Annotated in this window: 24 protein-coding genes; 13 read left to right on the top strand and 11 right to left on the bottom strand. The window is 70.7% G+C overall.

The annotated features are described in order from the left end of the window. The first annotated feature begins 137 nt into the window (after nucleotides 1-137). Nucleotides 138-1109 (top strand): polysaccharide deacetylase family protein, encoded by a 972-nt coding sequence (locus FGD71_RS33020; protein WP_205571170.1) that lies wholly within the window; start codon nucleotides 138-140, stop codon nucleotides 1107-1109. Between the two features lie 49 nt (nucleotides 1110-1158). Here FGD71_RS33020 and FGD71_RS33015 read toward each other — a convergent pair whose 3' ends face one another. Further along, complete coding sequence (locus FGD71_RS33015) at nucleotides 1159-1821, bottom strand: class F sortase (protein WP_119104240.1); 663 nt, start codon at nucleotides 1819-1821, stop codon at nucleotides 1159-1161. Nucleotides 1822-2156: 335 nt separating this feature from the next. Between FGD71_RS33015 and FGD71_RS33010 the strand changes: the two genes are divergently transcribed. Next, nucleotides 2157-2645, top strand: coding sequence for a hypothetical protein (locus tag FGD71_RS33010; RefSeq protein ID WP_119104239.1), 489 nt, complete (start codon nucleotides 2157-2159; stop codon nucleotides 2643-2645). Nucleotides 2646-2798: 153 nt separating this feature from the next. Here FGD71_RS33010 and FGD71_RS33005 read toward each other — a convergent pair whose 3' ends face one another. Next, entirely contained in the window at nucleotides 2799-3563 is a 765-nt protein-coding gene (locus FGD71_RS33005) for a bestrophin-like domain (RefSeq protein ID WP_119104238.1), read from the bottom strand. A gap of 15 nt (nucleotides 3564-3578) precedes the next feature. Continuing rightward, nucleotides 3579-3707 (bottom strand): hypothetical protein, encoded by a 129-nt coding sequence (locus FGD71_RS49765; protein WP_276147170.1) that lies wholly within the window; start codon nucleotides 3705-3707, stop codon nucleotides 3579-3581. A 691-nt stretch (nucleotides 3708-4398) separates the two neighbouring features. Here FGD71_RS49765 and FGD71_RS32995 point away from each other — a divergent pair. From FGD71_RS32995 to FGD71_RS32985, 3 genes are all read left to right on the top strand, one after another. Next, complete coding sequence (locus tag FGD71_RS32995) at nucleotides 4399-5382, top strand: SCO0930 family lipoprotein (RefSeq protein ID WP_119104237.1); 984 nt, start codon at nucleotides 4399-4401, stop codon at nucleotides 5380-5382. A gap of 229 nt (nucleotides 5383-5611) precedes the next feature. Then, nucleotides 5612-6424 carry an SAM-dependent methyltransferase gene (locus FGD71_RS32990; RefSeq protein ID WP_119104236.1) on the top strand — a complete coding sequence of 271 codons (813 nt, stop codon included), beginning with the start codon at nucleotides 5612-5614 and terminating at the stop codon, nucleotides 6422-6424. Next, the gene (locus tag FGD71_RS32985; protein ID WP_119104235.1) at nucleotides 6421-8565 is read left to right on the top strand and encodes a putative bifunctional diguanylate cyclase/phosphodiesterase; all 2145 of its coding nucleotides are present in this window, start codon (nucleotides 6421-6423) and stop codon (nucleotides 8563-8565) included. The genes FGD71_RS32990 and FGD71_RS32985 overlap by 4 nt, the downstream gene beginning before the upstream one ends. A 153-nt stretch (nucleotides 8566-8718) precedes the next feature. Here the strand turns inward: FGD71_RS32985 and FGD71_RS32980 are convergent, their stop codons facing one another. Beyond that, complete coding sequence (locus tag FGD71_RS32980; protein WP_119104234.1) at nucleotides 8719-9615, bottom strand: LysR family transcriptional regulator; 897 nt, start codon at nucleotides 9613-9615, stop codon at nucleotides 8719-8721. Between the two features lie 120 nt (nucleotides 9616-9735). Here FGD71_RS32980 and FGD71_RS32975 point away from each other — a divergent pair, with 120 nt between their 5' ends. The 5 genes from FGD71_RS32975 to FGD71_RS32955 all read left to right on the top strand — a co-directional run bounded on the left by FGD71_RS32975 (nucleotide 9736) and on the right by FGD71_RS32955 (nucleotide 15107). After that, nucleotides 9736-10407, top strand: a complete 672-nt coding sequence (locus FGD71_RS32975; RefSeq protein WP_162931296.1) for a succinate dehydrogenase — start codon at nucleotides 9736-9738, stop codon at nucleotides 10405-10407. Between the two features lie 3 nt (nucleotides 10408-10410). Next, nucleotides 10411-12357, top strand: a complete 1947-nt coding sequence (locus FGD71_RS32970) for a fumarate reductase/succinate dehydrogenase flavoprotein subunit (protein ID WP_119104232.1) — start codon at nucleotides 10411-10413, stop codon at nucleotides 12355-12357. Continuing rightward, the gene (locus tag FGD71_RS32965) at nucleotides 12354-13103 is read left to right on the top strand and encodes a succinate dehydrogenase/fumarate reductase iron-sulfur subunit (RefSeq protein WP_119104231.1); all 750 of its coding nucleotides are present in this window, start codon (nucleotides 12354-12356) and stop codon (nucleotides 13101-13103) included. The genes FGD71_RS32970 and FGD71_RS32965 overlap by 4 nt, the downstream gene beginning before the upstream one ends. A 229-nt stretch (nucleotides 13104-13332) precedes the next feature. Next, the gene (locus tag FGD71_RS32960) at nucleotides 13333-14103 is read left to right on the top strand and encodes a GNAT family N-acetyltransferase (protein ID WP_119104230.1); all 771 of its coding nucleotides are present in this window, start codon (nucleotides 13333-13335) and stop codon (nucleotides 14101-14103) included. A gap of 134 nt (nucleotides 14104-14237) precedes the next feature. Continuing rightward, a complete protein-coding gene (locus FGD71_RS32955; protein WP_240436882.1) occupies nucleotides 14238-15107 on the top strand; it encodes a lysophospholipid acyltransferase family protein in 870 nt (289 codons plus the stop codon). A 19-nt stretch (nucleotides 15108-15126) separates the two neighbouring features. Here FGD71_RS32955 and FGD71_RS32950 read toward each other — a convergent pair whose 3' ends face one another. Further along, nucleotides 15127-16149: an LLM class flavin-dependent oxidoreductase gene (locus FGD71_RS32950; protein WP_119104228.1), complete on the bottom strand. Its 1023-nt coding sequence runs from the start codon at nucleotides 16147-16149 to the stop codon at nucleotides 15127-15129. A gap of 185 nt (nucleotides 16150-16334) precedes the next feature. On the opposite strand from FGD71_RS32950, the gene FGD71_RS32945 reads away from it, so the two are divergent. Together FGD71_RS32945 and FGD71_RS32940 are read left to right on the top strand one after the other, a co-directional pair. Further along, nucleotides 16335-18809: a SpoIIE family protein phosphatase gene (locus FGD71_RS32945; RefSeq protein WP_119104227.1), complete on the top strand. Its 2475-nt coding sequence runs from the start codon at nucleotides 16335-16337 to the stop codon at nucleotides 18807-18809. Nucleotides 18810-18880: 71 nt separating this feature from the next. Next, on the top strand, nucleotides 18881-19369 hold the full coding sequence (locus FGD71_RS32940; protein ID WP_119104226.1) for a phosphatase domain-containing protein: 489 nt from the start codon (nucleotides 18881-18883) through the stop codon (nucleotides 19367-19369). A 24-nt stretch (nucleotides 19370-19393) separates the two neighbouring features. On the opposite strand, the gene FGD71_RS32935 is transcribed toward FGD71_RS32940, so the two are convergent. The 5 genes from FGD71_RS32935 to egtA form a co-directional block, all read right to left on the bottom strand. Next, complete coding sequence (locus FGD71_RS32935; protein ID WP_119104225.1) at nucleotides 19394-19609, bottom strand: dodecin; 216 nt, start codon at nucleotides 19607-19609, stop codon at nucleotides 19394-19396. A gap of 78 nt (nucleotides 19610-19687) precedes the next feature. Next, nucleotides 19688-20650 (bottom strand): L-histidine N(alpha)-methyltransferase, encoded by a 963-nt coding sequence (gene egtD / locus FGD71_RS32930; protein ID WP_119104224.1) that lies wholly within the window; start codon nucleotides 20648-20650, stop codon nucleotides 19688-19690. After that, nucleotides 20647-21438 carry an ergothioneine biosynthesis protein EgtC gene (gene egtC, locus FGD71_RS32925; protein ID WP_119104223.1) on the bottom strand — a complete coding sequence of 264 codons (792 nt, stop codon included), beginning with the start codon at nucleotides 21436-21438 and terminating at the stop codon, nucleotides 20647-20649. The genes egtD and egtC overlap by 4 nt, the downstream gene beginning before the upstream one ends. After that, a complete protein-coding gene (gene egtB / locus FGD71_RS32920; RefSeq protein ID WP_119104222.1) occupies nucleotides 21438-22775 on the bottom strand; it encodes an ergothioneine biosynthesis protein EgtB in 1338 nt (445 codons plus the stop codon). The genes egtC and egtB overlap by 1 nt, the downstream gene beginning before the upstream one ends. Beyond that, nucleotides 22772-24106 (bottom strand): ergothioneine biosynthesis glutamate--cysteine ligase EgtA, encoded by a 1335-nt coding sequence (gene egtA, locus FGD71_RS32915; protein WP_119104221.1) that lies wholly within the window; start codon nucleotides 24104-24106, stop codon nucleotides 22772-22774. The genes egtB and egtA overlap by 4 nt, the downstream gene beginning before the upstream one ends. 235 nt (nucleotides 24107-24341) lie before the next feature. On the opposite strand from egtA, the gene FGD71_RS32910 reads away from it, so the two are divergent. After that, nucleotides 24342-25274: a TIGR02452 family protein gene (locus FGD71_RS32910; RefSeq protein WP_162931295.1), complete on the top strand. Its 933-nt coding sequence runs from the start codon at nucleotides 24342-24344 to the stop codon at nucleotides 25272-25274. Here the strand turns inward: FGD71_RS32910 and FGD71_RS32905 are convergent. After that, the gene (locus FGD71_RS32905; RefSeq protein WP_119104219.1) at nucleotides 25259-25717 is read right to left on the bottom strand and encodes a type II toxin-antitoxin system PemK/MazF family toxin; all 459 of its coding nucleotides are present in this window, start codon (nucleotides 25715-25717) and stop codon (nucleotides 25259-25261) included. The two genes, FGD71_RS32910 and FGD71_RS32905, sit on opposite strands and share 16 nt — an antisense overlap. Between the last annotated feature and the right edge of the window lie 14 nt (nucleotides 25718-25731).

Here is a 25731-nt window from a genome sequence, read left to right as displayed (position 1 = left end):
TCACGCCACAACGGTCACAGGCCTCTCTCGTCCTTCACATGCGAGCAGCGCCGGTAGCTGGTCCCATCGGGTGCTTTCACGCGTCCGGACCGGTGGCGGGGCGCTGTTCAGGGCGCCGTTCGGGCGACTGATAAATCATGAATAGGGATTATGTGCTCTCACGGCGCCGGGCGCTGCTCGTCGGCGCCGCCGTCCTGGGAGCGGCGGGAGCGACCGGCACCGCACGTTTCCTGACCGCTGGTCCAGGGTCACCGCCGGTCTCATCCGCCTCTGCGTCATCTGCCTCGGCGTCAGGTACTCCGAGGTCATCTGCCTCTGCGTCACGTGCCGCGACGTCATCGGCTTCGGCGTCACCGTCCTCGGCCTCACCGACGTCGTCCGTCCGTGCCTCCGCCACTCCCGCCGCGGGGGCCAGGGGCGGCCGTCCCGTCAGGCCGTCCACCTACCGGCTCCAGCCCATCACCGGATACGGCCCGGCCCGTGCCATGCCCCGCCGGACCCTCGTACGGCGCGAGCCGTTCCTGCGCATCAAGGGGCGCGGCCGCAGCGTCGTGCTCACCTTCGACGACGGTCCCGACCCCCGCTACACCCCGGAAGTCCTGCGCACGCTCAAGGCGCACGACGTACGCGCGATGTTCTTCGTGTGCGGCGAGATGGTCGTCGAGAACAGGGACATGCTCCGGAAGATGGCCGACGAGGGGCACGTCATCGGAAACCACACCTGGTCGCACCCGCTGCTGACCGAGCTGACCCGGTCCGCGATCCGCTCCCAGATGGAACGGACCAGCGACGTCATCGAGCAGACATGCGGAGCGCGGCCCGGCTGGTTCCGGGCGCCGTACGGGGCCTGGAACCGTGCGGTCTTCGAGATCGGTGCCGAACTCGGTATGGAGCCGCTCGCCTGGAGCGTCGACACACTCGACTGGACGGCGCCCAGCTCCCAGTCCATCGAGCGCCGGGTCCTGAAGGGCGCGGCGGAGGGAATGGTGGTCCTCGCACACGACGCGGGCGGCGACCGCTCACCGAGCGTACGGGCCCTGCGCCGCTATCTGCCCCGGCTGCTGGATTCGGGCTATCACATCACCGTGCCCAGGTGGCAGACCAGGTAATTTCCCGGGCCGAGTTCCACGGGCTTTCGCCCGCCCGGTCGGGGAACGCTCAGCGAACCTCGACCAGGCGGGCGAACACGACGACGTTACCGTCGTAGCCGTTCTGCTTGGAGAAACCGCCACCGCAGGTAATGACACGCAGTTCGGGAGTTCCGGTGTTGCCGTAGACGCGCTCGCCCGGGAAGTTGTTCTTCTCGAACACCTCGATGCCGTAGGTCTGGAATACGGCGAACTTCCCGTCCTGGCGGCGCACCTCGATGAAACTACCCTTCTTCGTGGCCCCGAGGCCGAAGAAGACGGCGGGGCCATGTTTGTTGTCCACATGGCCCACGACGACGGCCGTTCCCACTTCGCCGGGTGTGACCGAGCTGGAGAACCAGCCCGCGAGATTCGGGTCCTCCGGCGGTGGAGCGGCCACCCAGCCCATCTCGTCGATGCCCACCGGCATGACGGGCGCGTCGACCTGGATCGAGGGGATCCTGATGCGGTCGGCCACGGAGAACGGCAAGGGAGCCGGCGCCCTCGGGCGGGTCTTCGGGGTGGTGTGGTTGTCCGCGGCGGCGGCCGTCGCGGGCTGCGGAGGACCGATGTCGAACTCTCCGGAGCCATTTCGAACGAGAGCGAGGCCGGTCAGCAGCACAAGCGCTATCACGCCCCACGGAGCGCGCCTCCTCTGCCTCTGCTCCTCTTCGGCCAGCTCGGACGCAGACATTCGCAAACCCCTCTCGACGCGGCCGTCGCCGCATCCGTCGCGCATATGAGAACGCTAAGTGCAGTGCGCGCGGCGGGCGACGGGAGAAGCTCCGAACGGGTGGTGGTCCCCGCGCGCGTGCGCCATCCGAGTCGCCACGGACCAGGAATTTTTCTATCGTCCGTGACCTGCGGCAATATGCGATTGTGTGTCTTTATTCGGCGTGTTCTTTCACCAGGACGGACCATTCTCGAAATGCGGCTCCCCGATCGGCGTCTGAGGGTCTCTCTGGGAGGCGTTTTCTCGCCGATCGGACCCGGGGACGGTTCCCGGGGGCGCCTTCCCCGGAGGATCACATGCGTACCACTCGTGCCCTGGCCGTCTCCGCGACGGCGGTCGCCACCCTCGGACTCGCCGCACCCGTGGCTCTGGCCTGGAACAGTCCGAGCAACATCGTCGCTTCGCCCAGTGTCGTCGCCCGTGGAGGGCAGCTGACGATCACGGTGGACGGGTGCCCACAGGGCGGCCACGCGACGTCGAACGCGTTCGCGAAGACGACACTCTCACCCATCAACGACAGCCGGGGGACGTCCAAGGGTGTTGCGACCATCAACCAGACCGCCACTCCCGGCTCTTACGACATCACCGTCAACTGCACCGGCAAGGGCAGCCTTACGAAGCCCGCCGCCTTCACCGTGATCGGAGGTGTCCAAGGTGGCCTCGGCGGCAGCAACTCCAGCGGTGCCACGCCGACCGACATGGCGATCGGCGGGGGTCTGGTGGCCCTCGCGCTGATCGGCGGCGGGGTGTTCTGGATGCGCCGTCGCTCCGAGAACAAGTTCTGAGGCCCCGTCTTTCCCAGACGGTCGACGTCTTGTCCTTCGGAGACGATCGCACGTGACAGCCCTTCGCGCCGGACCCTCCCCCAAGCTCTCGGCTTCGCTCGAGCAGCGGGGACCCTCATGGTTCCGGGGCGAAGGGCTGTGCGCCGGGAGGCGTCACCCCCGCGCGTTCGGGAACAGCGACAGGAACGGCTCGGGCGACGCCGTGATCCCACGGCCGTAGGGCGCGTCGAAGTCCCAGATCAGGAAGAGCAGGAAGCCGATCAGGGCGGAGAACAGCCCGGCGAGGATCAGTTCGCGCAGGGTGCGGCGGATCTGCAACGCGAAGACCATCCCGACGGTGACGACGGCTCCGGTGATCAGTCCGAACCAGACGACGCCCGGCATGGTCGGCTCCGATGCCTCGGCGCGGGCGCGCCGCGCCTCGTCGGCCGCGGTGATCTGGTCGAGGAGCGGCTGATAGGCCTGGGCCTCGAAGTCGGTCTTGGGTTCATAGTCGGTGACGTCGTGGCGCATCCGCTCGAAAAGCCGGGTGCCGCGGTCGGTGACCCGGCCTTCGTCGGCCATGGCTTTCCACTCCGTCGTGACGACGTGGCCGACATAGGCGTTGACGTCGTCCCGGATCTGTTCGCGGATGTCCGGCGGGTAGACCCGTACGCGCTCCGAGACCTCGTGCAGCGCGTACGCCTCGGTCCGTACGTGGTCCTCGGCGACGCCGCGCGCCTCCCAGACACCGGCGATGGCGAGGCCCAGCACGATGGCGTACACCACTCCGATCATCATCGTCATGTACTCGATCACGTCCGGGGTCTCGGACGGGTCGTCGTCCTCGGTGGCCGTGTGATGCCGTACGACGGCCACGGCGAGGACGACGCAGCACGAAGCCGCCATCGCGAGGGCGAGAACAAGCCATTCCGACAAAGAGGCCTCCAGGGATCAGCGCGGGCGCAGCGCGGCGACGGCGAGCACCGCGGGCGCGGTGATGAGCAGGGTGAGCGAGACCAGGGACGGGCCGCCGCGAGGCGGCTGCCGTCGGGACGCCGTGCGGTACGGGGGATAACTCACCGGAGTCGGTGAGGGTTTGATCCGCGCGGTGGGTGTCGGAGACGGTGGGAGAGGTGCCGCTCGCGGCGGGAGCGGTGCCGGTGCGGGTTCGGGAGCCGCCGGTCGTGGCGCGGCGGGAGTCGGCCGTGGCGTCGGTGGAAACGTCGACGGTGGGGGAGAGGGCGACGGCGGCCGTGGGGCAGGTGGTGGTGAAGGTGGTGGGGTCGGGGCCGGTGGCGGCACCGGCTCCGGGGTGGGTGTCGGCGTCGGGCTCGGCGGTGGTGGTGTCGGGCTCGGTCCGCAGGGGACGCCGGTCCCGGCGACCGCCACCGCGTGGGAACCGTCCGGGCCCGCGGAGGCCGACGCGCAGGTGTCCGCGGCCGCCGGGATCGGTGCGCCGATGAGCAGCCAGACCAGCGTGAGTAGCGCCAACAGCCGTATGGCGAGGGCGAATCGGGTCCGTTGTGGTCCATGCACGACGGAGATCCTGGGCCTCGGTCGAGCCCTGTATGCCGGAGCCCGCAGGGATTGCCCCGAAGGAGGGACCAAGGGCCTCACGGGGTTGCCGAGCCGCACCCCGAACTGGCTCACCGGCAGTTTTCTCAAAGAATCTTGTGAGCTGGTTGAACACTCTCGGCGCTTTCGCCCGTACCTAGGGCTGCGCGGCGCAGTAGTGCGCCGCAACACCTAAGCGAACAGCGGGGAGTTGGTTATGAAGACCTCCTGGCGGAGCGCCTCACTCGTAGCGGCAGCTGCGGCCCTGGCGCTGACGACGGCGTGCGGTCAGGACAACGCCCAGTCCACGGGGAGCCAGAACGTGGGCGCGGCGCCCGCGGCCAACGGTGTGGGATCGGGCAATGACTACGATATCGGTACGAGCAATCCCACCGCTGGTGCCCAGGGTGCGCAGGAGGGCGCCGGGGCCAAGTCGGAGACCGCCGGCCGGCTTGCCGTGGCGGATAACGCGAAGCTCGGCGAAGTGGTGACGGACAGCGCGGGTATGACGCTCTACCGCTTCGACAAGGACACGGCCGAACCGCCGAAGTCGACCTGTGACGGCGACTGCGCCACGACCTGGCCGCCCGTTCCGGCCTCGGGCGCCAGCGCCCCGGCGGGTATAGACAAGTCGCTGCTCGGTGAGGTCACCCGCGCTGACGGTACGAAGCAGCTGACCCTCGACGGCTGGCCGATGTACCGGTACGCCAAGGACACCAAGGCCGGTGACACCAAGGGCCAGGGCGTGGGCGGCACTTGGTACGCATCTGCCCCGACCGGTAAGAAGGCGACCGAGGGTGGCGGCGGCGCGGCCGCCGCCGAGCTTCCCGGTCTGTCGACCCGTAACGACCCCGAACTGGGCGAGGTCGTCGTCGACAAGAACGGTATGACGGTCTACCGCTTCGAGAAGGACGTCCCGTGGCCGATGAAGTCGAACTGCGTCGGTGAGTGTCTGGAGAAGTGGCCGGTCGTCGAGCCGGTCGACGCCGCCGACACCAAGGGCATCGACAACAAGAACGACGGCCGCCGGGGCTATGTCGTCCTGAACCGCCCGGACGGCCTCAAGCAGCAGAGCATCGACTGCTGGCCGCTGTACACCTTCGCGGGCGACAAGAAGCCCGGCGACACCAACGGCCAGGGAGTGGGCGGTACTTGGTACGCGATCTCGCCGGAGGGCAAGCCGCTCGGCAAGCCCAAGTAGGCAGAGAGCGCACGTTTCACCGGTCCACCCCCTCCGTGTCGCACGGAGGGGGTAGGCCCGTTTCGCAAGGCTTTGGAGCGCTTCGGACGCTTTCGTATGACGTTAATTCGGCACGTGCCGCGGGCAGAGACCGGGAACGGATGGTCAATTTCCGTTTCCGCTCGCTCGTTTGGCGGGCGATCAGTAGCCTCAGCTCGAACACCGGATCGCCTACGCCTTGGAGAGATAGATGGAGCGTCCCGCCTGGGCCCCACGCAGTATCGACATCTCGGTGCCGAGTGTGAGCCGGATCTACGACTACTACCTGGGCGGATCGCACAACTTCGAAGTCGACCGGGTGGCGGCCCGCAAGGCGATGGAGTTCATGCCGGGACTTCCCAAGATCATGCAGGCGAACCGGGCGTTCCTGCGCCGTGCGGCGCGTTTCGCGGTGGACGAGGGCATCACCCAGTTCCTCGACATCGGCTCGGGCATCCCCACCTTCGGCAGCGTCCACGAGGTGGTCCAGAGCGCCAGTCCCGGAGCACGCGTCGTGTACGTCGACAACGACCCGGTGGCCGTGGCGCACAGCAAGGCCGTCCTGGAGGGCAACGAGGACGCGGACGTCGTCGCCGCCGATCTGCGCAAGCCCCAGGAAATCCTGACGAGTCCCGAGGTTGGGCGTCTGATCGACCTGAATCGGCCAGTCGCCCTGCTCCTCGTTGCCATACTTCACTTCGTGGAGGAAGAGGACGACCCGTTCGGGGCTGTGGCGGAGTTGCGCGAGGCGCTGGCACCCGGCAGCCTGCTCGTCGTCACGCACGCCTCGTACGAGGGAATCCCGCTCCCACAGGAGCGGGTCGAGGGAGCGGTCGATGTCTACAAGGACATCCGCAACCCGCTGATCATGCGCACGCGTGACAACATCGCGCGGTTCTTCGAGGGGTACGACATGGTGGAACCCGGCCTGGTGGCGATGCCGAACTGGCGGCCCGAGACAGCACCGGAGGACGAGGATCCCTTTGCCTACTCCGGTTTCGCGGGAGTGGGGCGTTCGGCGTGATGGCGGAGCCGGACGGACCGGAGGACAGACTGCGCCGGTTCACGACGATCTGGAGCCGGGCGGTCTACCCGGCCTCCGCGACGTCGCTGACCCGGCCGGAGTTCGAGCTGAAACTGGTACCGCTCGCCCGGCGGTTGAGCGAAGCCTTGCGGGCGAGGACGTTCGACGCGGCCGAGGGGCAGGCGGTCGGCGCCGCGCTGATCGACGCGCACTGCACCGAGCCGGAGGCGCTCAGCCGCTCGCTCGACTGCGTCGACGCCTACCTGGTGCTCTACTGCGGCGAGGACGGACCCCAGGAAGACCTGCGCAACCGCTCGGCCCGGCTGCAGCACGCCATGGCTGCCGGGTTCGCGCACGCGCTGCGGGAAAGGACGCTGGCGGAGCAGGAGGCCATCGCCCAAGCCGCGCTCGAGGCCCAGGGCGTGGTCGCGGAGGCGCTGCACTCGAGCGAGGCCCGGTTCCGCGCGGTGTTCGAGGGCGCGGCCATAGGCATCGGCATCGCGGACCTCGACGGCAACGTCCTCCAGGTGAACAACGCCCTGCTGCGGATGTTCGGCGGCACCGAGCAACTGGTGCGCGGACGCAAGGTCGTCGAGTGGACGCACCCCGACGACGCTCCTCAAGTCTGGCGCCTGTACGAGGAACTTGTACGGGGCGAGCGCGAGCACTATCACGTGGAGAAGGCCTTCTACCGCCCTGACGGAACGGTTCTGTGGACCAACCTGACGGTCTCCCTGCTGCGCGACGCGGACGGCTGCCCGCAATACCAGCTCGCTCTCATGGAGGACACCACCGAACGCCGGCTGCTCAACCTGCGGCTGAGGTACGAGGCGACGCACGACGCGCTCACCGGACTGCCCAACCGGACGCTGTTCTTCGAGCGCCTCGACAAGGCACTGTCCGCGCGCGAGGGCATGCGCTTCGGGCTCTGCTACCTGGACCTCGACGGCTTCAAGACCATCAACGACAGCCTGGGGCACGCGGCCGGCGACCGGCTGCTCGTCGAGGTCGCCGACCGGCTGCAGTCCTGCGCGACCGCGCCCGGTGAGATGGTCGCGCGAATCGGCGGCGACGAGTTCGTGGCGCTGACCACCGGGCCCGACACGGAGCGCGAGGTCGACGCGCTGGCCGACCGCATCATGAACGCCCTCGTCACCCCGGTCCGTATCGACGGCCGCGAGCTGACGGTCCGCGGCAGCATCGGCATCGTCGAGGGGCCGACGGGCGAGCGCGGCCCGGCGGAGGTGCTGCGCAGCGCCGACATCACGATGTACCGGGCCAAGTCGGCGGGCGGCAACCGCTACGAACTCGCCGACGCCGAGGCCGACGCTCGCGCCATCACCCGGCACGGGCTCACCACGCAGCTGCCCGCGGCCCTGGACCGGAACGAGTTCTTCATCGAGTACCAGCCGCTCGTCCACCTCGGCGACGGCAGCGTGCACGGCGCCGAGGCCCTCGTCCGCTGGCTGCATCCGCAGCACGGCGTGCTCACTCCCGACCGGTTCATCCCGCTCGCCGAGCACACTGGTCTGATCGTCCCGCTGGGCCGCTGGGTCCTGGAACAGTCCGTTCGCCAGGCCCGGGAGTGGCAGGAACGACACGGCGGAAAGGCGGCCGCGGGCCCGCTGCGCATCAATGTGAACCTGTCGCCCTGCCAGCTGACCCATCCCGGCCTGGTCTCCGACACGGTCGACATCCTGGAGCGCGCCGGTCTCGAACCGGCGTCCCTCTGCCTGGAAGTCACCGAGTCCGCGCTGATCGGCGCCGACGACGACCTCCTCAAGCCGTTGCGCCGCCTCTCCGAGATGGGCGTCGACATCGCCCTGGACGACTTCGGTACGGGCTACTCGAACCTCGCCAACCTGCGCCGCCTCCCGGTGAGCATCCTCAAGCTCGACCGCTCCTTCACTCAGGGCATGCAGCAGTTCCCCGCCGATCCCGTCGACCTCAAGATCGTCGAAGGGATCGTTTCTCTGGCCCACAGCCTCGACCTCGCGGTCACGGTGGAGGGCGTGGAGACGGGCGCGCAGGCCGAACAGCTACGCATCCTGGGCTGCGACACGGCCCAGGGGTGGTACTACGCCCGCCCGGGCCCGCCGGACCGCCTGCACGACCTGGCACTGGTGGACGCGACGGGCTGATACGACGGCGAGCGGGCGCGCCCCGAAGGGCCGCGCCCCTTCGGGGCGCCCCGAAGGGGCGCGGGGAACTGCGCGCTCAGCCACAGACAACCCGCAGCCCCGGACGGTGCTTCACAATGCGGCGCTTCCGGGACCGGAGCCTCCGACAAAGGGTCACCGTTCGAACAACATCCGCTGCAACTCCCTGGCGGCCCGAGGCGGAGCCACATCGCTACGGTGCGCCAACGCGATCGTCCGGTGCATCCCCGGAGGGGCCAGCGGAGTCACCCGCAGCCCGCGCCCGGACCGTGCGGCCACCATGCGCGGGACCACGGCCACACCCAGTCCCGCCCGGACGAAACCCAGCACCGCGTCCATCTCCCCGCCCTCCACCGCGAAGTCCGGCTCGAACCCCGCGGAGCGGCACGCGGCGACCGTCAGCTCGCGCAGGTCGTAGCCGTGCCGGAACATGACCAGCCGCTCGCCCTCCAGATCCGCGACCTGTACCGTCCGCCGCCCCTGCCCCTGCCCCTGCCCCGGAGCCGGTGAGTCCGGGGACGACACCACCACCAGGTCCTCCCGCAGCACCTCGACCGTGGTCAGCGCGGGCGACGGGCTGGGCAGGGGCAGTACGACGAGGGCGAGGTCCAGGGCTCCGCGGGCGAGCTCGCGTACGAGATCGTGCGAGCCGCCCTCCTCGATCAGCAGCCGAATGCCCGGGTAGCGGTCGTGGAAGGCCCGGAGCACGTCGGGCAGCAGCCCCGTGCACAGGCTCGGAGTCGCCCCCAGACGGACCCGGCCGCTGCGCAGTTGCACGAGTTCCTGGACCTCGTGCCGGGCCGTGTCCGCGTCGGCCAGGATGCGGCGGGCCAGCGGCAGCAGCGCCTCGCCCGCGTCCGTGAGCGTGATGTTGCCGCGCGCCCGAAGGAAGAGATCCGCGCCCAACTCCCGCTCCAGCGCCTTGATCTGCTGGGACAGAGACGGCTGGGCGACATGGACCAGGTCCGCGGCGCGGGTGAAGTGCCGGGTCTCGGCCACCGCGACAAAGTACTGGAGCTGCTGGAACTGCATACCGCCACGATAGGCCGCACCTATCGAATCCAGCCACACCATGTCTTGGACCGATGGGGTCATTCGGCTCTAGCGTCCTTGTCCATGGCTCTGGCAACGCGGACGGTCCGAAAATCGTCCATGACGCGCACCATGTGGGACTCGTCCGTCGGCAAGAAGACGGTGATGGCCGTGAGCGGCCTGATCATGCTGGCGTACCTGGTCGTCCACATGCTGGGCAACCTGAAGATCTTCTTCGGATCCGACGAGTTCAACGACTACGCGCACTGGCTGCGCACCCTCGGCGAACCCTTCCTGCACTACGAGTGGGCGCTGTGGATCATCCGTGTGGTCCTGGTCGCCGCCGTCGTCGCGCACGCCACCTCCGCGTACCAGCTGAGCCGCCGCGACATCAGGGCGCGACCGACCAAGTACGTGCACAAGAAGCCGCGGGCCAGTTACGCGACGCGGACGATGCGCTGGGGCGGGATCATCCTCGGCCTGTTCATCGTCTGGCACATCCTCGACCTGACGACCGGCACCGTGCACCCCGACGGCTTCCAGACCGGACATCCGTACCAGAACGTGATCGACACCTTCTCCACCTGGTACGGCAACGTCATCTACATCGTCGCGATGCTCGCGCTCGGCCTGCACGTCCGGCACGGCTTCTGGAGCGCCGCGCAGACCCTCGGCGTGGGCAGCCGCGCCCGCGACCGCGCCCTCAAGGTCACCGCCAACGTCCTCGCGCTGGTGCTGACGGTGGGCTTCGTCTCCGTACCCGTGGCCGTGATGACCGGAGTGGTGAGCTGACACATGACGTACACGGACTACGCGACCGGTGAGCCGGTCGTCGACACCAAGGCGCCCAAGGGCCCGGTCAACGAGCGCTGGGACACCCGCCGCTTCGAGGCCAAGCTGGTCAACCCCGCCAACCGCCGCAAGCACACGGTGATCGTCGTCGGGACTGGTCTCGCGGGCGGCTCGGCCGGCGCCACGCTCGCCGAACAGGGCTACCACGTCGTGCAGTTCTGCTACCAGGACTCGCCGCGCCGCGCCCACTCCATCGCCGCGCAGGGCGGCATCAACGCCGCGAAGAACTACCGCAACGACGGCGACTCCGTCCACCGGCTGTTCTACGACACCGTCAAGGGCGGGGACTTCAGGGCCCGCGAGTCCAACGTCCACCGCCTGGCGCAGATCTCGGTCGAGATCATCGACCAGTGCGTCGCCCAGGGCGTGCCCTTCGCGCGTGAGTACGGCGGCCTCCTCGACACCCGGTCCTTCGGCGGCGTACAGGTCTCCCGGACCTTCTACGCCCGTGGCCAGACGGGCCAGCAACTGCTGCTCGGCGCCTACCAGGCGCTGTCCCGGCAGATCGCCGCCGGCAACATCGAGATGCATCCGCGCACCGAGATGCTGGACCTGATCGTGGTGGACGGCCGGGCACGCGGCATCGTGGCCCGCGATCTGATCACCGGCAGGATCGACACGTACTTCGCGGACGCCGTCGTCCTCGCGTCCGGCGGCTACGGCAACGTCTTCTACCTGTCGACGAACGCCATGAACTCCAACGCCACCGCGATCTGGCGGGCGCACCGACGCGGCGCGTACTTCGCCAACCCGTGCTTCACCCAGATCCACCCGACCTGCATTCCACGCACCGGGGATCACCAGTCGAAGCTCACGCTGATGAGCGAGTCCCTGCGCAACGACGGCCGGATCTGGGTCCCCAAGGCGAAGGGCGACAACCGTCCGGCGAACGAGATCCCCGAGGACGAGCGCGACTACTACCTGGAGCGCATCTACCCGGCCTTCGGCAACCTCGTGCCCCGTGACATCGCCTCCAGGGCCGCCAAGAACGTCTGCGACGAAGGGCGTGGCGTCGGCCCCGGCGGGCAGGGCGTCTACCTCGACTTCGCGGACGCCATCCGGCGGATGGGCCGCGCCAAGGTCGAGGAGAAGTACGGCAACCTCTTCGACATGTACGAGCGGATCACCGCGGAGAACCCGTACGAGGTACCGATGCGGATCTACCCCGCCGTGCACTACACGATGGGCGGCCTGTGGGTCGACTACGACCTCCAGACCACGATTCCGGGTCTCTTCGCGATCGGCGAGGCCAACTTCTCCGACCACGGGGCGAACCGGCTCGGCGCGTCCGCCCTGATGCAGGGCCTCGCCGACGGCTACTTCGTGCTGCCGTCGACGATCAACGACTACCTCGCACGCAATCCGCACCACAACGAGGTGACGGTCGACCACCCCGGCGTCCAGGAGGTGCTGGCCGAGACCGAGGACCGCCTGAACCTGCTCCTCTCCGTCGACGGCGACCGCACCCCCGACTCCTTCCACCGTGAACTCGGCGAGCTGATGTGGGAGTTCTGCGGCATGGCCCGTACGGAAACCGGGCTGCGCAAGGCCCTGGAGCGCATCCCGCAGATCCGCGAGGAGTTCTGGCGGCGCATCAAGGTGCCCGGTACCGGCGAGGAGTTCAACCAGTCGCTGGAGAAGGCGAACCGCGTCGTCGACTACCTGGAGCTCGCCGAACTCATGTGCCTCGACGCCCTGCAGCGCAGCGAGTCGTGCGGTGGTCACTTCCGTGAGGAGTCCCAGACCCCGGACGGCGAGGCGGCCCGCAAGGACGAGGAGTTCTCGTACGCGGCGGCCTGGGAGTTCACCGCCACCGGTGACGCGCCGGTGCTGCACAAGGAAGACCTCGTCTTCGAGTACGTCCACCCCACCCAGCGGAGCTACGCATGAAGCTCACCCTGCGCGTCTGGCGGCAGAAGAACGCCGACGCCGACGGAGCGATGTCCACGTACGAAGTGGACGGCATCTCGGCCGACATGTCCTTCCTGGAGATGCTGGACACCCTCAACGAGGAACTCATCCTCAAGGGCGAGGACCCGGTCGCCTTCGACCACGACTGCCGTGAGGGCATCTGCGGGGCGTGCTCGCTCGTCATCAACGGCGACGCGCACGGGCCCGAGCGCACCACCACCTGCCAGCTGCACATGCGGTCCTTCGAGGACGGCGACACGATCGACATCGAGCCGTGGCGGGCCTCGGCGTTCCCGGTCGTGAAGGACCTCGTGGTCGACCGGAGCGCCTTCGACCGGATCATCCAGGCCGGCGGCTACATCACCGCGCCGACCGGGGCCGCACCCGAGGCCCATGCGACGCCCGTACCGAAGCCGGACGCGGACTTCGCGTTCGAGCACGCCGAGTGCATCGGCTGCGGCGCGTGCGTGGCGGCCTGCCCGAACGGCGCCGCCATGCTCTTCACCTCGGCGAAGATCAACCACCTCAACGTTCTGCCGCAGGGTGCGCCCGAACGCGAGACGCGGGTGCTGGACATGGTGGGGCAGATGGACGAGGAGGGCTTCGGCGGCTGCACGCTCACCGGCGAGTGCGCCACCGCGTGCCCGAAGGGCATCCCGCTGGTCTCCATCACCAGCATGAACAAGGAGTGGCTGCGCGCGACCCGCACGTCGGGCAAGCGTTAGCCGTACGTCGTTCGCCGGAAAGGTGCGGACGGGCGGGACCGGAGGTGGTGCTCAGCTCCGGTCCCGTCTCGCATCGACGGCGCCCCCTGGCATTCAACAACCGCACATCCTGACTCCTGTCGCAGGTCACGCTGACGCCAATCGGCATCGGAAGAACAGGAGCGCGCAGACCGTAACGGTATCGGTCTGCCGCCGCTCCGCCGAACCGGCCCGCGACCAGGAGAGTGCCATGACCGGCGTTTCCACCCTCGACAGCCCCCCACTGTCGACTGCCCCCACCCGCTACACCGTCACCCTCGCCCGCGACGAGGCAGACGTCCGGGCCGCACAGCGGCTGCGTCACGACGTCTTCGCCGCGGAGATGGGCGCCCTGCTGTCCTCCCCGCAGCCGGGCCTCGACATCGACGCCTTCGACGCGTACTGCGACCACCTGCTGGTCCGCGACACCACGACGGGACAGGTCGTCGGCACCTACCGGCTGCTGCCGCCCGAGCGCGCCGCGATCGCCGGACGGCTCTACTCGGAGAGCGAGTTCGACCTCGCGCCACTCGACGGGATCCGCTCCGGGCTCGTCGAGGTCGGCCGCTCCTGTGTGCACCCCGACCACCGGGACGGCGCCGTCATCGGTCTGATCTGGGCCGGGATCGCGCGCTACATGGTCGACGGCGGTCACGAGTGGCTGGCCGGCTGCTGCTCCATCCCGCTGGCAGACGGCGGCGCACTCGCCGCCGGCACCTGGGACCGGGTCCAGGCCAAGTACCTGGCGCCCGAGGAGTACCGCGTACGGCCGCGACTGCCCTGGAACCCCGACGGCGTCACCCGCTCCGGGCGCACCGAACTTCCCCCGCTGCTGCGCGGCTATCTTCGCCTCGGCGCCTGGGTCTGCGCGGAACCGGCCCACGACCCCGACTTCGGCGTCGCCGACCTGTACGTCCTGCTGTCGATGCGGCGGGTCAGCCCGCGGTATCTGCGGCACTTCCTCTCGCTCGTGCCGGCGTGATGAACACTCCCCGTATCGCAGTGATACTGCGTCCCCGCCGCGGCGCGACGGCCCTCGCGGGGCCGGGCGCGAGCGCGGCGGCGCTCCCGGGCACCCGGAAGGTGCCACGCCCGCGCCTCGGCAGCGTGCGGCCCGTGTCCCGGAAGCGACACCGCGCGACGCCCACCCTCACTGCCCCGGCGAGCGCCTGGCTGCCCAGCGCCCCGTGCTCCCCGCGGGCCTGCGTGGAGTCCCTGGGGTCGCCGGCCGCCGTACCGCGTGCCGCGCTGCGGCTGACCGCCGTCGTGGCCGTGCTTCTCTTCGGGATCATGCTGATCCCGGTCATGGGACGGCTCGCGGGTGTGCGGCGCGACCGTGCCGTCCGGCTGTGGTGCCGGACGATCGTGCGCGCGGTGGGCGTGCGCCTACGGATCACCGGCGCCGCCCCGCCCACCGGCGGCCTGCTGCTGGTCGCCAACCACATCTCCTGGCTGGACATCCCGCTGCTGGCGGCCGTCCGCCCGGGCCGGATGCTCGCCAAGGCGGAGATACGGCAGTGGCCGGTGGCGGGCCCGCTGACCGCGAGCAGCGGCGCTCTGTTCATCGAGCGCGACCGGCTGCGCGCGCTGCCCGGGACGGTTGAGCGGATCGCGGACAGCCTGCGGGGCGGCGCGGCGGTCGTCGTCTTCCCCGAGGGGAGCACCTGGTGCGGCCGGGCCCAGGGCCACTTCCGCAGGGCCGTCTTCCAGGCCGCCCTGGACGCGGCCGTGCCCGTCCAGCCGGTGCGTCTGCACTACCGGATCGACGGGGGAGCGGCGACCACCGCGCCCGCGTTCGTCGGGAGCGAGTCGCTGCTCGCCTCGGTGTGGCGGGTCGTGTCGGCACGCGGTCTCGTGGCGGAGGTGCACGTACAGCCGGTGCTCCCGCCGGGCGGCGCACCCGACCGGCGGGCCCTCGCCCACGCCGCCGAGGCAGCCACCACCCATCGGACCTGCGCGAACTCGGAGGCATCCGCACACATCTGACGGAACCCGCGATGGCGCACTACGGCCGACTCGAAGAGCCCCGACCAGTCCCCGTGATCCTGGCCAGCCTCTCGTACGAGTCCAGCAGCGCCTCACGGTCGTACGTGCTCGTGGTGACCAGGACCTCGTCCGCGCCGGAGTCCTTGAGCACCGTCTCCAGTTCGTCGGCGACCTCGTCCTCGGTGCCCACGATGTGGCCTCGGAGCCCGGACTCGTAGAAACCGCGCTCCTTGCCGCTCATGCGCAGCGCCTCGACACGCTCGGCGGGCGGCAGCGGCGGGAAGGTGCCGTGCGTGCGGGAGTGGGCCATCGACCAGGCCTCGGGGAGCAGCAGTCGGCGGGCCTCCTGAGGGGTGCCCGCCACCGCTATGGTGCCGGAGATGACGACGTACGGTTCGCTCGCCCACGCGGACGGCCGGAACGTCTCACGGTAGTGATCGATACCGCGCAGCATCTTCTCGCGGTTCCTGAGGTCGCCGATGACCATCGGCAGACCCGCCCGCGCCGCGATCGTGGCGCCCTCGCCCATGGCCAGCACGAAGGGCGGCACGACCATGCCCTCGGCGGGGCGCGCGTGCACCCCCGTCGCCGACGTCCCGCCGAACCAGCCCAGCAACTCCTCGAGCTGTCCCGCGAAGTCGCCGGCGTCGTCCTTGTCCCGGCCGAGCGCCTTCCGTACACCGTCGGTGAACCCCACGGAGCGGCCCAGCCCCATGTCGATGCGCCCCGGGAAGAGCGACTCCAGGACGCCGAACTGCTCGGCCACCACCAGGGGTTGGTGGTTGGGCAGCATCACCCCGCCCGTGCCCACCCGGATCGTGCGCGTCGCGGCGGCGACCGCGGCGGCCAGCACCGTCGGCGCGGAACCCGCGACCCCGGGCACGCCGTGGTGCTCCGACACCCAGATCCGGTGGTAGCCGAGCCGCTCCACCTCCTGCGCCATCCGCACGGTGTCCCGCAGTGCCTCGGGGCCCTCGTGCCCCTCCCGGGTGCGCGAGCGGTCGAGAACGGAGAAGCGGGCGGCCGCGATCACTGAACTCACATGGCTTTCAACGCTCACCGGGCGCCAGGATTCCCGGCCCTCCCGCCGTGGGCGGTTTCAGGGAGGTTACGAACTCCTCATCACATGTGACCAGAAGTGGGGAGCCCCGTTGAGTCCGCCCTGCTGTGGGGCCATGCTGAGGGCAGACGCGGGGTTGGCCCGTGGTGTGCGTGAGAGACGGGTGCATGGACGCAGACGTATTCGGTTCGGCCTGGGCAGCGACCGCCGTCGTGGACGGAACGGGGAAGGTCACCGCCTGGAGCGAGGATGCCCGCCGGATGCTCGGCTACGACTCCGTGGACGCCGTGGGCCGCGACGCCCGGGAGCTGCTGGCCGCCGAGCTTCCGTACGCGGCCCGGACCGCCTGCGCCGCCCGGGCGCCCTGGAGCGGTGGCGCGGTGGTCAGGACCCACGAGGGGCGGCGACTGGAGCTGCTGGTCGACCTCCGGCCGCTGACCGGCGCCGACGACGACCCGCTGTGGATCGTCACGGCCTCGGCGGCGGCCGAACCCGCCCCCGCCACCCTGAACCGATGGGCGATGGAGCAGCTACCCATCGCCGTGGTCGTGTGCGACGACGACGGGAAGGTCGTGCGCGCCAACGACGCCTTCGTCACGCTGTCGGGAGCGACGGAGGACCAGCTGCGGGGCCTCGGCATCGCCGAGCGGCTCTCCGGCGAAATCCTCGACGGCGCCGAGGAGGTCCCCCGCCTGGCCGAACAGGCCATGCGGACCGGGAACGTCGTACGCCACCAGGCCTATCTGCGGATCCCGGGGGTCAGTCGCGAGCGCTCCTGGTCCTCCCTGCTGTTCCCCCTCAAGGACCCACAGGGGCGGGTACGGGGTGTCGCCTCCGCCGTCTACGACACCACCGAGCAGTACTGGGCGCGCCGACGGATGTCCCTGGTGAGGGAGGCGGGCCTGCGCGTCGGGACCACGCTCGACGTCACCGTCACCGCCCAGGAGCTCGCCGAGATCGGCGTCTCGGGGTTCGCCGACTTCGTCCTCGTGGACCTCCTGGACGGCCTCTTCCAGAACGCCGACACGGACACCGTGCCGGGCGTGGGGCCGCTGGTCTTCCGTCGGTCCGCGCAGGCCTCCGTACTGGAGGGCTGCCCGGAGGCGACCTTCGGTGTCGGACAGCGGCATGTCTATGCCGACGACTCACCGCAGGCCGACGCCCTCACCGGCGACCGCCCCTTCCTGCATCGTTTCGACAGCGCCCGTCTCCCCGCGTGGCTGACCGCGATACCCGATCATGCCGACAGCTTTCGGACGCACGGAATCCACTCGTTGCTGATCGTTCCTCTGCAGGCACGGGGCATCACGCTCGGGCTGGCCCAGTTCCACCGCCACCGCACGGCGGAGCCGTTCGACGAGGAGGATCTGTTCCTGGCGCGGGAGATCGCGAACAAGGCGGCCCTGAGCATCGACAACGCCCGCCGCTACAGCCGTGAGCGGGCCACGGCGGTGACACTGCAGCGCAGCCTGCTGCAGCGGAGCACACCGGACCAGTCCGCCGTGGAGGTGGCCACCCGCTATCTGCCCGCCGGCACGCGCGCGGGCGTGGGCGGTGACTGGTTCGACGTGATCCCCCTGTCCGGTGCCCGGGTGGCGCTCGTGGTCGGCGACGTGGTCGGGCACGGGCTGCGCGCCTCGGCCACCATGGCCCAGTTGCGCACCGCGGTGCGCACGCTGGCCGACGTCGACCTGGCGCCGGACGAGTTGCTCACCCATCTCGACGACGTGGTCATCCGCCTGGCCCGGGAGGAGCCCGACGATCCCGGCTCCTTCGCGGCTGACCCGCCGACCGGGGAGGTCTCGCCGTCCGGGGAGGTCCGGCCGTCCGGGGAGGTCCGGCCGTCCGGGGAGGTCCGGCCGGTCGGGGAGATGCGGGCCACGTGCCTGTACGCGGTCTACGACCCGGTGGCCCGGCGTTGCTCTCTCGCCAGCGCGGGGCATGTGCTGCCCGCCGTGGTGACGCCCGACGGCGAGGTCGACTTTCCGGACCTGCCCGTCGGCCCCCCGCTCGGTCTCGGCGGACTGCCCTTCGAGATCTCGGAGTTCGACGTCCCGGAAGGCAGCCTGCTCGCCCTCTACACCGACGGGCTGATCGAGGGGAGCGACCAGAACGTCGATGCGGGCCTGGCCCTCATGGGCCGCGTCCTCGGCCGGCCTGCCGGATCGCTGGAGAAGCTGTGCGACGACCTGCTGGAGGAACTGCTGCCCGGGCGCCCCGTGGACGACGTGGCCGTTCTCCTGGCCAGGACCCGTGGCCTCGATGCCGCTCAAGTGGCGACCTGGGAGCTGCCGGGCGATCCTCAGGTGGTCGCCCAGGCTCGCAAGTACGCGACCGGCCAGCTCGCGGCCTGGGGCCTGGACGAGGCCGCCTTCGTCACGGAACTGGTGGTCAGCGAACTCGTCACCAACGCCATCCGCTACGGCGACGCCCCCATCCGGCTGCGCCTGATCCGTGACGCCAGGCTCATCTGCGAGGTCTACGACGGCAGCGAAACCGCACCTCATCTGCGCCGCGCCCGCGTCTTCGACGAGGGCGGACGGGGCCTGCTCCTGGTCGCCCAGCTCACCGAAAGCTGGGGTACGCGCCATGCCCCGGGCGGAAAGATCATCTGGGCGGAACTGGACGTGGCCCAGGAGTAGAACCGGCCGGGCGCCGGGTGGATGAGCAGGGCTGTGCCGGGGGCGGGGCGGTCGGCTCTAGGGTTGGCGACGTGACGGACAACAACAGGCAGCTCGCGGTGTTCGACCTCGACGGCACGCTCGCTGACACCGCGCACCGGCAGTGCTTTCTGGAGCGTAAGCCGCGGGACTGGGACGCCTTCTTCGCGGCGGCCACGAACGATCCGCCGTTGGCCGAGGGGGTGGCGCTGGCGCTGCGGCAGGCGCAGGAGTGCGAGGTCGTCTATCTGACCGGACGGCCCGAGCGGTGCCGCAAGGACACGGTGGCCTGGCTCGCCGCGCAGGGGCTGCCCGACGGGCGCATCTGGATGCGCCGCAACGACGACCGCAGGCCCGCCCGGCGCACCAAGCTGGAGATCCTCCGCGGCCTCGCACGGCACCGCGAGGTGAGGGTGCTCGTGGACGACGACGAGCTGGTGTGCGAGGACGCCGAGCGGGCGGGCTTCACGGTCGTACGGGCGCGCTGGGCGGTCACGTCCGCGGCGCTGAAGGTGGCGCAGGAGCGCGAGGGCCGCACCTGAGCGGCCTCGCCTAGCGGGGAGGAGTCACTCCCCGTCCTCCAGCCGGAAGCCGACCTTCAGGCCGACCTGGTAGTGCTCGATCTGCCCGCCCTCGATCTGGCCGCGGACCTGCGTGACCTCGAACCAGTCCAGGTTGCGCAGGGTCTGCGAGGCCCGGTCGATCCCGTTGCGGATCGCCTGGTCGATGCCCTCCGGCGAGGTCCCGACGATCTCGGTGACCCGGTACGTGTGGTTGGTCATGCGAATGCTCCTCTCCGCGGTGGCGGGTGTGCCACGCGTCATTCCACGGTGCCGCACGGTGCGGACGTCCGCGACCCGTCACCGGGCCACGCTGAGCGACAGTGCGAACCGACCCTCCTCATCCATCCACCAGTGCGTCAGCTCCAGCCCGGCCGCGGCCAGTTCACCGCGTACCCCTTCTTCACGGAACTTCGCGGACACCTCGGTCCGCATCTCTTCGCCGTCCGCGAAATCCACGGCGAGGTCGAGCGCGGGGACCTTCACGGTCAGCGGCGCGAGAGCGCGCAGCCGCATCTCGATCCACTCCCGCTCCGGGTCCCAGAGGGCCACATGGGCGAAGTCGTCGGGGTCGAAGCCGGCGCCGAGTTCGCGGTTGACGACGGTCAGCACGTTCTTGTTGAACGCGGCCGTCACCCCGGCCGCGTCGTCGTAGGCGGCGACCAGCACGGACTCGTCCTTCACCAGGTCGGTGCCGAGCAGCAGGGCGTCGCCGGGGGACAGGAGCGACCGTACGGAGGCCAGGAACGTGGCGCGTTCGTCGGGCAGCAGATTGCCGATCGTGCCGCCCAGGAAGGCGACCAGCCGCGGACCTGGGGTGCCGGGCAGCGCGAGGCCGCTGGTGAAGTCGGCGATCAGCGCGTGCACGGCGAGCGACGGGCGCTCGGCGATCAGTGCCTGCCCGGCCTGTGTGAGCGCGCTCTCGCTGACGTCGACCGGCACGTACGTGTGCAGGTCGGGCAGCTCGTCGAGCAGGTGCCGGGTCTTGTCGGACGAGCCGGAGCCGAGCTCGACCAGGGTGCGTGCCCCGGTCGCCCGGGCGATCTCCGCGGCGCGCGCGACGAGGATCTCGCGCTCCGCGCGCGTGGGGTAGTACTCGGGCAGTTCGGTGATCTTCTCGAAGAGTTCACTGCCGTGGGCGTCGTAGAACCACTTCGGCGGCAGCGTCTTGGGGGTGCGGGTGAGGCCGTGCAGGACGTCGGCGCGCAGCGCGGCGTCGGTGGCGTCCTCGGGCAGGGTGCGGGTGACCAGGAACGGGCTCACGAGGTGGGCTCCTCGGGTGGGTCGGGTGCCAGGTGCTCTTCGACGTCCTTGAGTGGCGTGAGCAGGACGTCCGTGCGGCTCGCGGCCAGCAGGGTGCGGTCGGGTACCTCCTGCCAGTGCGGATCGTCGTCGTACGGTTCGGACGCCACGACCGTGCGCCGGCCGGGCTCGGTGAGATACCAGAGGGTGTCGCCCCAGGCGGTCGCGGCGATCGTCTCGCCGTTGGTGAGCAGGAGGTTGAGCCGCGAGCCGGGCGCCGCCGCCGCGACGTCCAGCACCGTGTCGGCGAGCGCCTGCCCCGCCTCGTCGCCGCCGCTCAGCCGGTTCAGGACCAGGGCCCATACGAGGGCCGAGTCGCAACGCGCCTCCAGCGACAGCAGTTCGGCGGGCGGCAGGGTCCGTGCGAGCGGTGCCAGGGAGCGCGGCCAGCCGCTGATCGCGCCGTTGTGGCTGAACAGCCAGCGCCCCGCGGCGAACGGTGCCGCCGCGGCCTCCCCGTCCGCGCCCGCCACGGTCGCGTCGCGCACCGCGGCGAGCAGCGCGCCCGAGCGCACCACCCGCGCCAGGTCGGCGAAGGACTGATCGCCCCAGATGGGCCCGGTACGCCGGTACCGCGCGGGCACGGGATCCCCTTGCGCGTACCAACCGACCCCGAAACCATCGGCGTTGACCGTTCCGTGCCGCTGCCGGCGCGGCGCCCACGACTGGCGGAACAGACTGTGCGCCGGTTCCACGAGGAGCCGGCCGAGCGGCTCCTCGGGTCCCAGGTAGGCGAGGTGACGGCACATCAGGACGTCTCCGTCCCCGGAGCGGCGTCCCGTGCCGTACGGAAACCGGAGAAGATCTGCCGCCGGATCGGATAGTCCCAGTTGCGGAACGTCCCCCGGCAGGCCACCGCGTCGACGGCGAACGAGCCGCCGCGCAGCACCTTGTGCTCCGGCCCGAAGAACACCTCCGAGTACTCCCTGTACGGGAAGGCCGTGAAGCCCGGATACGGCAGGAAGTCGCTGGCCGTCCACTCCCACACGTCACCGATCAACTGCCGTACGCCGAGCGGCGACGCACCCTCCGGGTAGCTTCCGGCGGGGGCCGGGCGCAGATGGCGCTGGCCGAGGTTGGCCTGCTCGGGAGTCGGATCGGCGTCACCCCACGGGTAGCGCGTGGAGCGGCGGGCCGCCGGGTCGTGGCGGGCCGCCTTCTCCCACTCGGCCTCGGTGGGCAGCCGTCGCCCCGCCCAGCGCGCGTACGCGTCCGCCTCGTACCAGCTGACGTGCAGCACCGGCTCGTCGGGCGGCACGAGCTCGGTCACCCCGAAGCGCCGCCGCAGCCATTCGCCGCCCTCGCGGCGCCAGAACAGTGGGGCCTCGACGGAGTGCGCGCGGATGTGGGACCAGCCGTCGGAATCCCACCAGCGCGGGTCGGTGTAGCCGCCGTCCGCGATGAACGCCTGGTACGCGGCGTTCGTCACCGGCGTGGTGTCGATGAAGAACGGCGGTACGAATCGCTGGTGCGCGGGTCGTTCGTTGTCCAGCGCCCATGGCTCGGCCGAGGTGCCCATGGTGAACGGGCCGCCGGGGACCAGGACTTCGGCCGGCCCGGTGAACGGCGGCGCGGGCGCGGGGTCCGGCGCGGTGAGGGCCGCGGGCCCCTTGCGCAGCTGATGGGTGATCAGCATGGTCTCGTCGTGCTGCTGTTCGTGCTGCGCGATCATGCCGAAGGCGAAGCCCGCCTCGGTCAGCCGCGTGCCGCGGAACGCCGTGCTCTCCAGGACGTCGAGCGCCCTGCCGCGCACCTCGGCGGCATAGCGGCGGGCCTCGTCCGGCGGCAGCAGCGGCAGGGAGGGCCGCTCGGCGCGCGGGTGCTCGAACGCGTCGTACAGGCCGTCGATCTCGGGCCGTATCGCCTCACGGCCCGCGACCTCCCGCAGCAGCCACATCTCCTCCTGGTTGCCGATGTGCGCGAGGTCCCAGACCAGCGGTGACATCAACGGCGAGTGCTGCGCGGTGAGGTCGGGATCCTCCACGCAGGAGGTCAGCAGCGCGGTGCGGTCGCGTGCCCGGGTCAGCGCCGCCAGCGCACGCTCCCGGAGCGTCTCCGGATCGGTGAGGAAGGCGGGGTCGGTCATGTGCGGATGTCCTTCCGGTGAAGCAGGTGTTCCGTGCCGTGGTCTCGATCGATCGGGCCGGGGGTGTCGGCCCGCCCGTGGACGTCGATCAGGTCGTCGGCGGGGCAGCGGCCCCGGGCCACGTAGCGGTCGATGAACTCCGCGACGGCGCCCTGCACTTCGGGGGTGGCGCCGAGCCTGGGCAGGGCCTCGGCCGCCGCCTCGAAACAGGTGATCGCGGCCTCGCGCAGTTCGGGATCGGCCGGCCCCGAGCGGGCGGCCGCGAGCCACAGCGGATTGCGCGGAGCCGCCAGCGAACCGGCCCGCTCCGCAAGGGGTTTGACCGTCCGGTAGGCGATCTCGGTCGCCTCCGCGTCGTCGAACAACGCCGTCGTCACGGCGAGCGGCACGATCCATCCGTCGTCGCCCGGCTGTGCGTCGATCATGCGGAGTTCCAGATGGCCCCGCGGACGCACGGGCGGAAACAGGGTCGTCAGGTGGTAGTCGAGATCCTCCCGGTCCGGCGGCGCGCCGGACCGGGTCCACGCACGGAAACTCATGGCTTCCGGTACGTCCCAGGCGCCGCCGTTCGGCGCCCGTACGCACATCACCGGCGCGTCCAGCACGTGGCGCGCCCAGGCCGCCCGTGGATCGCCGTCGAGAGGCGGGGCGCAGGCGCGGCCCGGATCCATCGCGGTCCACAGGGACTGCCGGGTCGAGCGCCAGCCGGTGGGCCGGCCCTGGGCCATCGGCGAGTGTGCGAACGCGGCCACCAGGACCGCGCCCAGCAGGTGCGCCAGCCACCAGCGCCGCACATGCCCGAGAGGCCCCGGCTCCTCGTACCCGGCGTCCAGGCACACCTGGACGGAGGCCGAGCTGCACATCATGGCCCGGCCCTCGGGACCCGTGCGGTCGAGGTAGCTCTCCATGGCGTCGTAGCGCGGCTCATGGAGGAAGCGGGTGGGCGGGTGCCAGGGGTCCTGGCCCATTCCGGTGAGTCCGAGATCCGCCTCGCGCAGTACCGCGCGTACGGCGTCGAGGTCGGCGGAGACGGAGCCGATGCACTCCATGAGGGAGGCGGCGGGTGAGGAGCTGAGCTCCAGTTGGCCCCCGGGTTCGACCGTGAGTCTCGACCGCAGGGGCAGCATTCGCAGTGCGGCGTAGGCCGCTTCGAGTCGTTCGGGTGGTACGGGGAGCCGCGGTGAACGCAGCTCGCGGACAAGCCATTCCACTTCGACACCGAGGAAACGGGGCGGCCCCGTCTTGAAGCAGATGCCCCGTATCAGGGCCTCCACTTCGGCTTCGGTGACGGCGGAGCGGGACTCCGTACAGTCACTTACCGAATCTGACATGTCGGGATCCTCCTGAGATTCCACCATGCCGCCGGCCCGGGTGTCGGATGGGCCGGGTCGACAACCATCCGTCCACCCAAAACCCTCGCGTCGATTCGCACAAGGGTGCGTATGGGTGCTCTTGGGGCCGGGAAACTCTGTTGCGGCGCAGTACAAGGATCGCTCACGATGCGTTCATGAGCACGACGGGGGAGATCGCGTGGGGCGCGATCGCGGCGTCCACGGGGGTGACGCCATGAGCGCGCGCCTGCGGGGCATCGCACGGCAGACGGAGGAGATCGTCGCGGCGGGTTCGTACCAGGCGCCCGACGGGCGCGAGGTCTCGATCGCCGCGGCGGTGGCCGCCGCCCAGGAGGGCACGCGCATGTACGGGCCCGGTCCGGTGGACATTCCGCGGGCCGCTCCCGTACCCACGTTCTTCGAGGTCACAGGCGAGAGCAGCCTGGAGGCGGCCCGTCGGCTCACCGGCTCCGAACGGCACACCGGCCCGGTCGCGGTCTTGAACTTCTCCTCGGCACGCAACCCCGGCGGGGGCTACCTGAACGGCGCCCAGGCCCAGGAAGAGGCCCTGTGCCGGGCCTCCGCGCTGTACGCCTGCGTGCTGCGGGCACGCGAGTTCTACGACCATCACCGCACACACCGCGACGCGTTCTACAGCGATCGGGTGATTCACTCGCCGGCCGTGCCGGTCTTCCGCGACGACCGGGGCCGCCTGCTCGACGAGCCGTACACCGTCGGCTTCCTGACCGCCGCCGCACCCAACGCCGGTGTCGTCCGGCGCACCACGCCAGAGCGCGCGGCCGAACTCCCGCGCGCCCTCGGAGCCCGGGCCGAGCGGGTTCTGGAGACGGCCGTGGCGGGCGGCTATCGGCGGCTGGTGCTCGGCGCCTGGGGATGCGGAGTGTTCCAGAACGATCCGGAGCAGGTCGCGGGCGCGTTCCGCGCCCTGCTGGGCGACGGCGGCCGTTTCTCCGGCTCCTTCGAGCACGTCGTGTTCGGCGTGCTCGACCGTACGCCGGGAACGGTGGTCCGGGGCGCTTTCGAGCGAGCGTTCGCCGGAGCCGGAGCCGGAGCCGGAGCCGGAGCCGGAGCCGGAGTCGCGACCGGCGCGGGGGTGGTGGCGGTGGCGGGCACGGAGGCCGGGCAGGGCGATCAGCGCCAGCCGTAGCGCTCCCGCAGCCGGTGCACCACCAGGTTGAACCGCATCCGGTCCAGCGCGCACGCCTCCCGGCGCATCCCCGTCTCGTGCAGCCGCAGCACCCGGTCCACGGCCACCCACGAGTCGCGCCCCGACCGGTCCCACGGGCCGCTGCCGATCGGCACCCACTCCCGGTCACCGTCGTGCCGCTTGCTCGACAGCTGGACGGCGAGCAGGGTCCCGGCCGCCTCGCGGGCGACGACCAGCACCGGGCGGTCCTTGCCCCGCCCGTCGTTCTCCTCGAAGGGCACCCACGTCCAGACGATCTCGCCCGGGTCGGGGTCGCCGTCGTGCGCGGGCGAGTACTCCGTGCGGACGCGGCCCACCTCGCGGGGCTCGGCCTCGGTGGTCGCCGACGGGCCGTGGCGGCCGGGGACTTCGGAAGCGTGCGCGTCATCGGTGAAGGCAGTCACGCGGGTCACGTTAG

The sequence above is a fragment of the Streptomyces sporangiiformans genome, assembly GCF_005768555.2.
Lineage (GTDB): Bacteria > Actinomycetota > Actinomycetes > Streptomycetales > Streptomycetaceae > Streptomyces > Streptomyces sporangiiformans.
This window is presented reverse-complemented; position numbering and strand designations above follow the sequence as displayed.

Excerpts from the sequence above, each read along its gene's own strand:
- FGD71_RS32995 (WP_119104237.1), top strand. The coding sequence starts at position 4,399 with ATGAAGACCTCCTGGCGGAGCGCCTCACTCGTAGCGGCAGCTGCGGCC.
- FGD71_RS32980 (WP_119104234.1), bottom strand. The coding sequence starts at position 9,615 with ATGCAGTTCCAGCAGCTCCAGTACTTTGTCGCGGTGGCCGAGACCCGG.
- FGD71_RS32970 (WP_119104232.1), top strand. The coding sequence starts at position 10,411 with ATGACGTACACGGACTACGCGACCGGTGAGCCGGTCGTCGACACCAAG.
- FGD71_RS32990 (WP_119104236.1), top strand. The coding sequence starts at position 5,612 with ATGGAGCGTCCCGCCTGGGCCCCACGCAGTATCGACATCTCGGTGCCG.
- FGD71_RS33020 (WP_205571170.1), top strand. The coding sequence starts at position 138 with ATGAATAGGGATTATGTGCTCTCACGGCGCCGGGCGCTGCTCGTCGGC.
- FGD71_RS32945 (WP_119104227.1), top strand. The coding sequence starts at position 16,335 with ATGGACGCAGACGTATTCGGTTCGGCCTGGGCAGCGACCGCCGTCGTG.
- FGD71_RS32935 (WP_119104225.1), bottom strand. The coding sequence starts at position 19,609 with ATGACCAACCACACGTACCGGGTCACCGAGATCGTCGGGACCTCGCCG.
- FGD71_RS32910 (WP_162931295.1), top strand. The coding sequence starts at position 24,342 with ATGAGCGCGCGCCTGCGGGGCATCGCACGGCAGACGGAGGAGATCGTC.
- FGD71_RS33015 (WP_119104240.1), bottom strand. The coding sequence starts at position 1,821 with ATGTCTGCGTCCGAGCTGGCCGAAGAGGAGCAGAGGCAGAGGAGGCGC.
- egtA (WP_119104221.1), bottom strand. The coding sequence starts at position 24,106 with ATGTCAGATTCGGTAAGTGACTGTACGGAGTCCCGCTCCGCCGTCACC.
- egtB (WP_119104222.1), bottom strand. The coding sequence starts at position 22,775 with ATGACCGACCCCGCCTTCCTCACCGATCCGGAGACGCTCCGGGAGCGT.
- FGD71_RS32965 (WP_119104231.1), top strand. The coding sequence starts at position 12,354 with ATGAAGCTCACCCTGCGCGTCTGGCGGCAGAAGAACGCCGACGCCGAC.
- FGD71_RS33010 (WP_119104239.1), top strand. The coding sequence starts at position 2,157 with ATGCGTACCACTCGTGCCCTGGCCGTCTCCGCGACGGCGGTCGCCACC.
- egtC (WP_119104223.1), bottom strand. The coding sequence starts at position 21,438 with ATGTGCCGTCACCTCGCCTACCTGGGACCCGAGGAGCCGCTCGGCCGG.
- FGD71_RS32960 (WP_119104230.1), top strand. The coding sequence starts at position 13,333 with ATGACCGGCGTTTCCACCCTCGACAGCCCCCCACTGTCGACTGCCCCC.
- FGD71_RS32975 (WP_162931296.1), top strand. The coding sequence starts at position 9,736 with ATGACGCGCACCATGTGGGACTCGTCCGTCGGCAAGAAGACGGTGATG.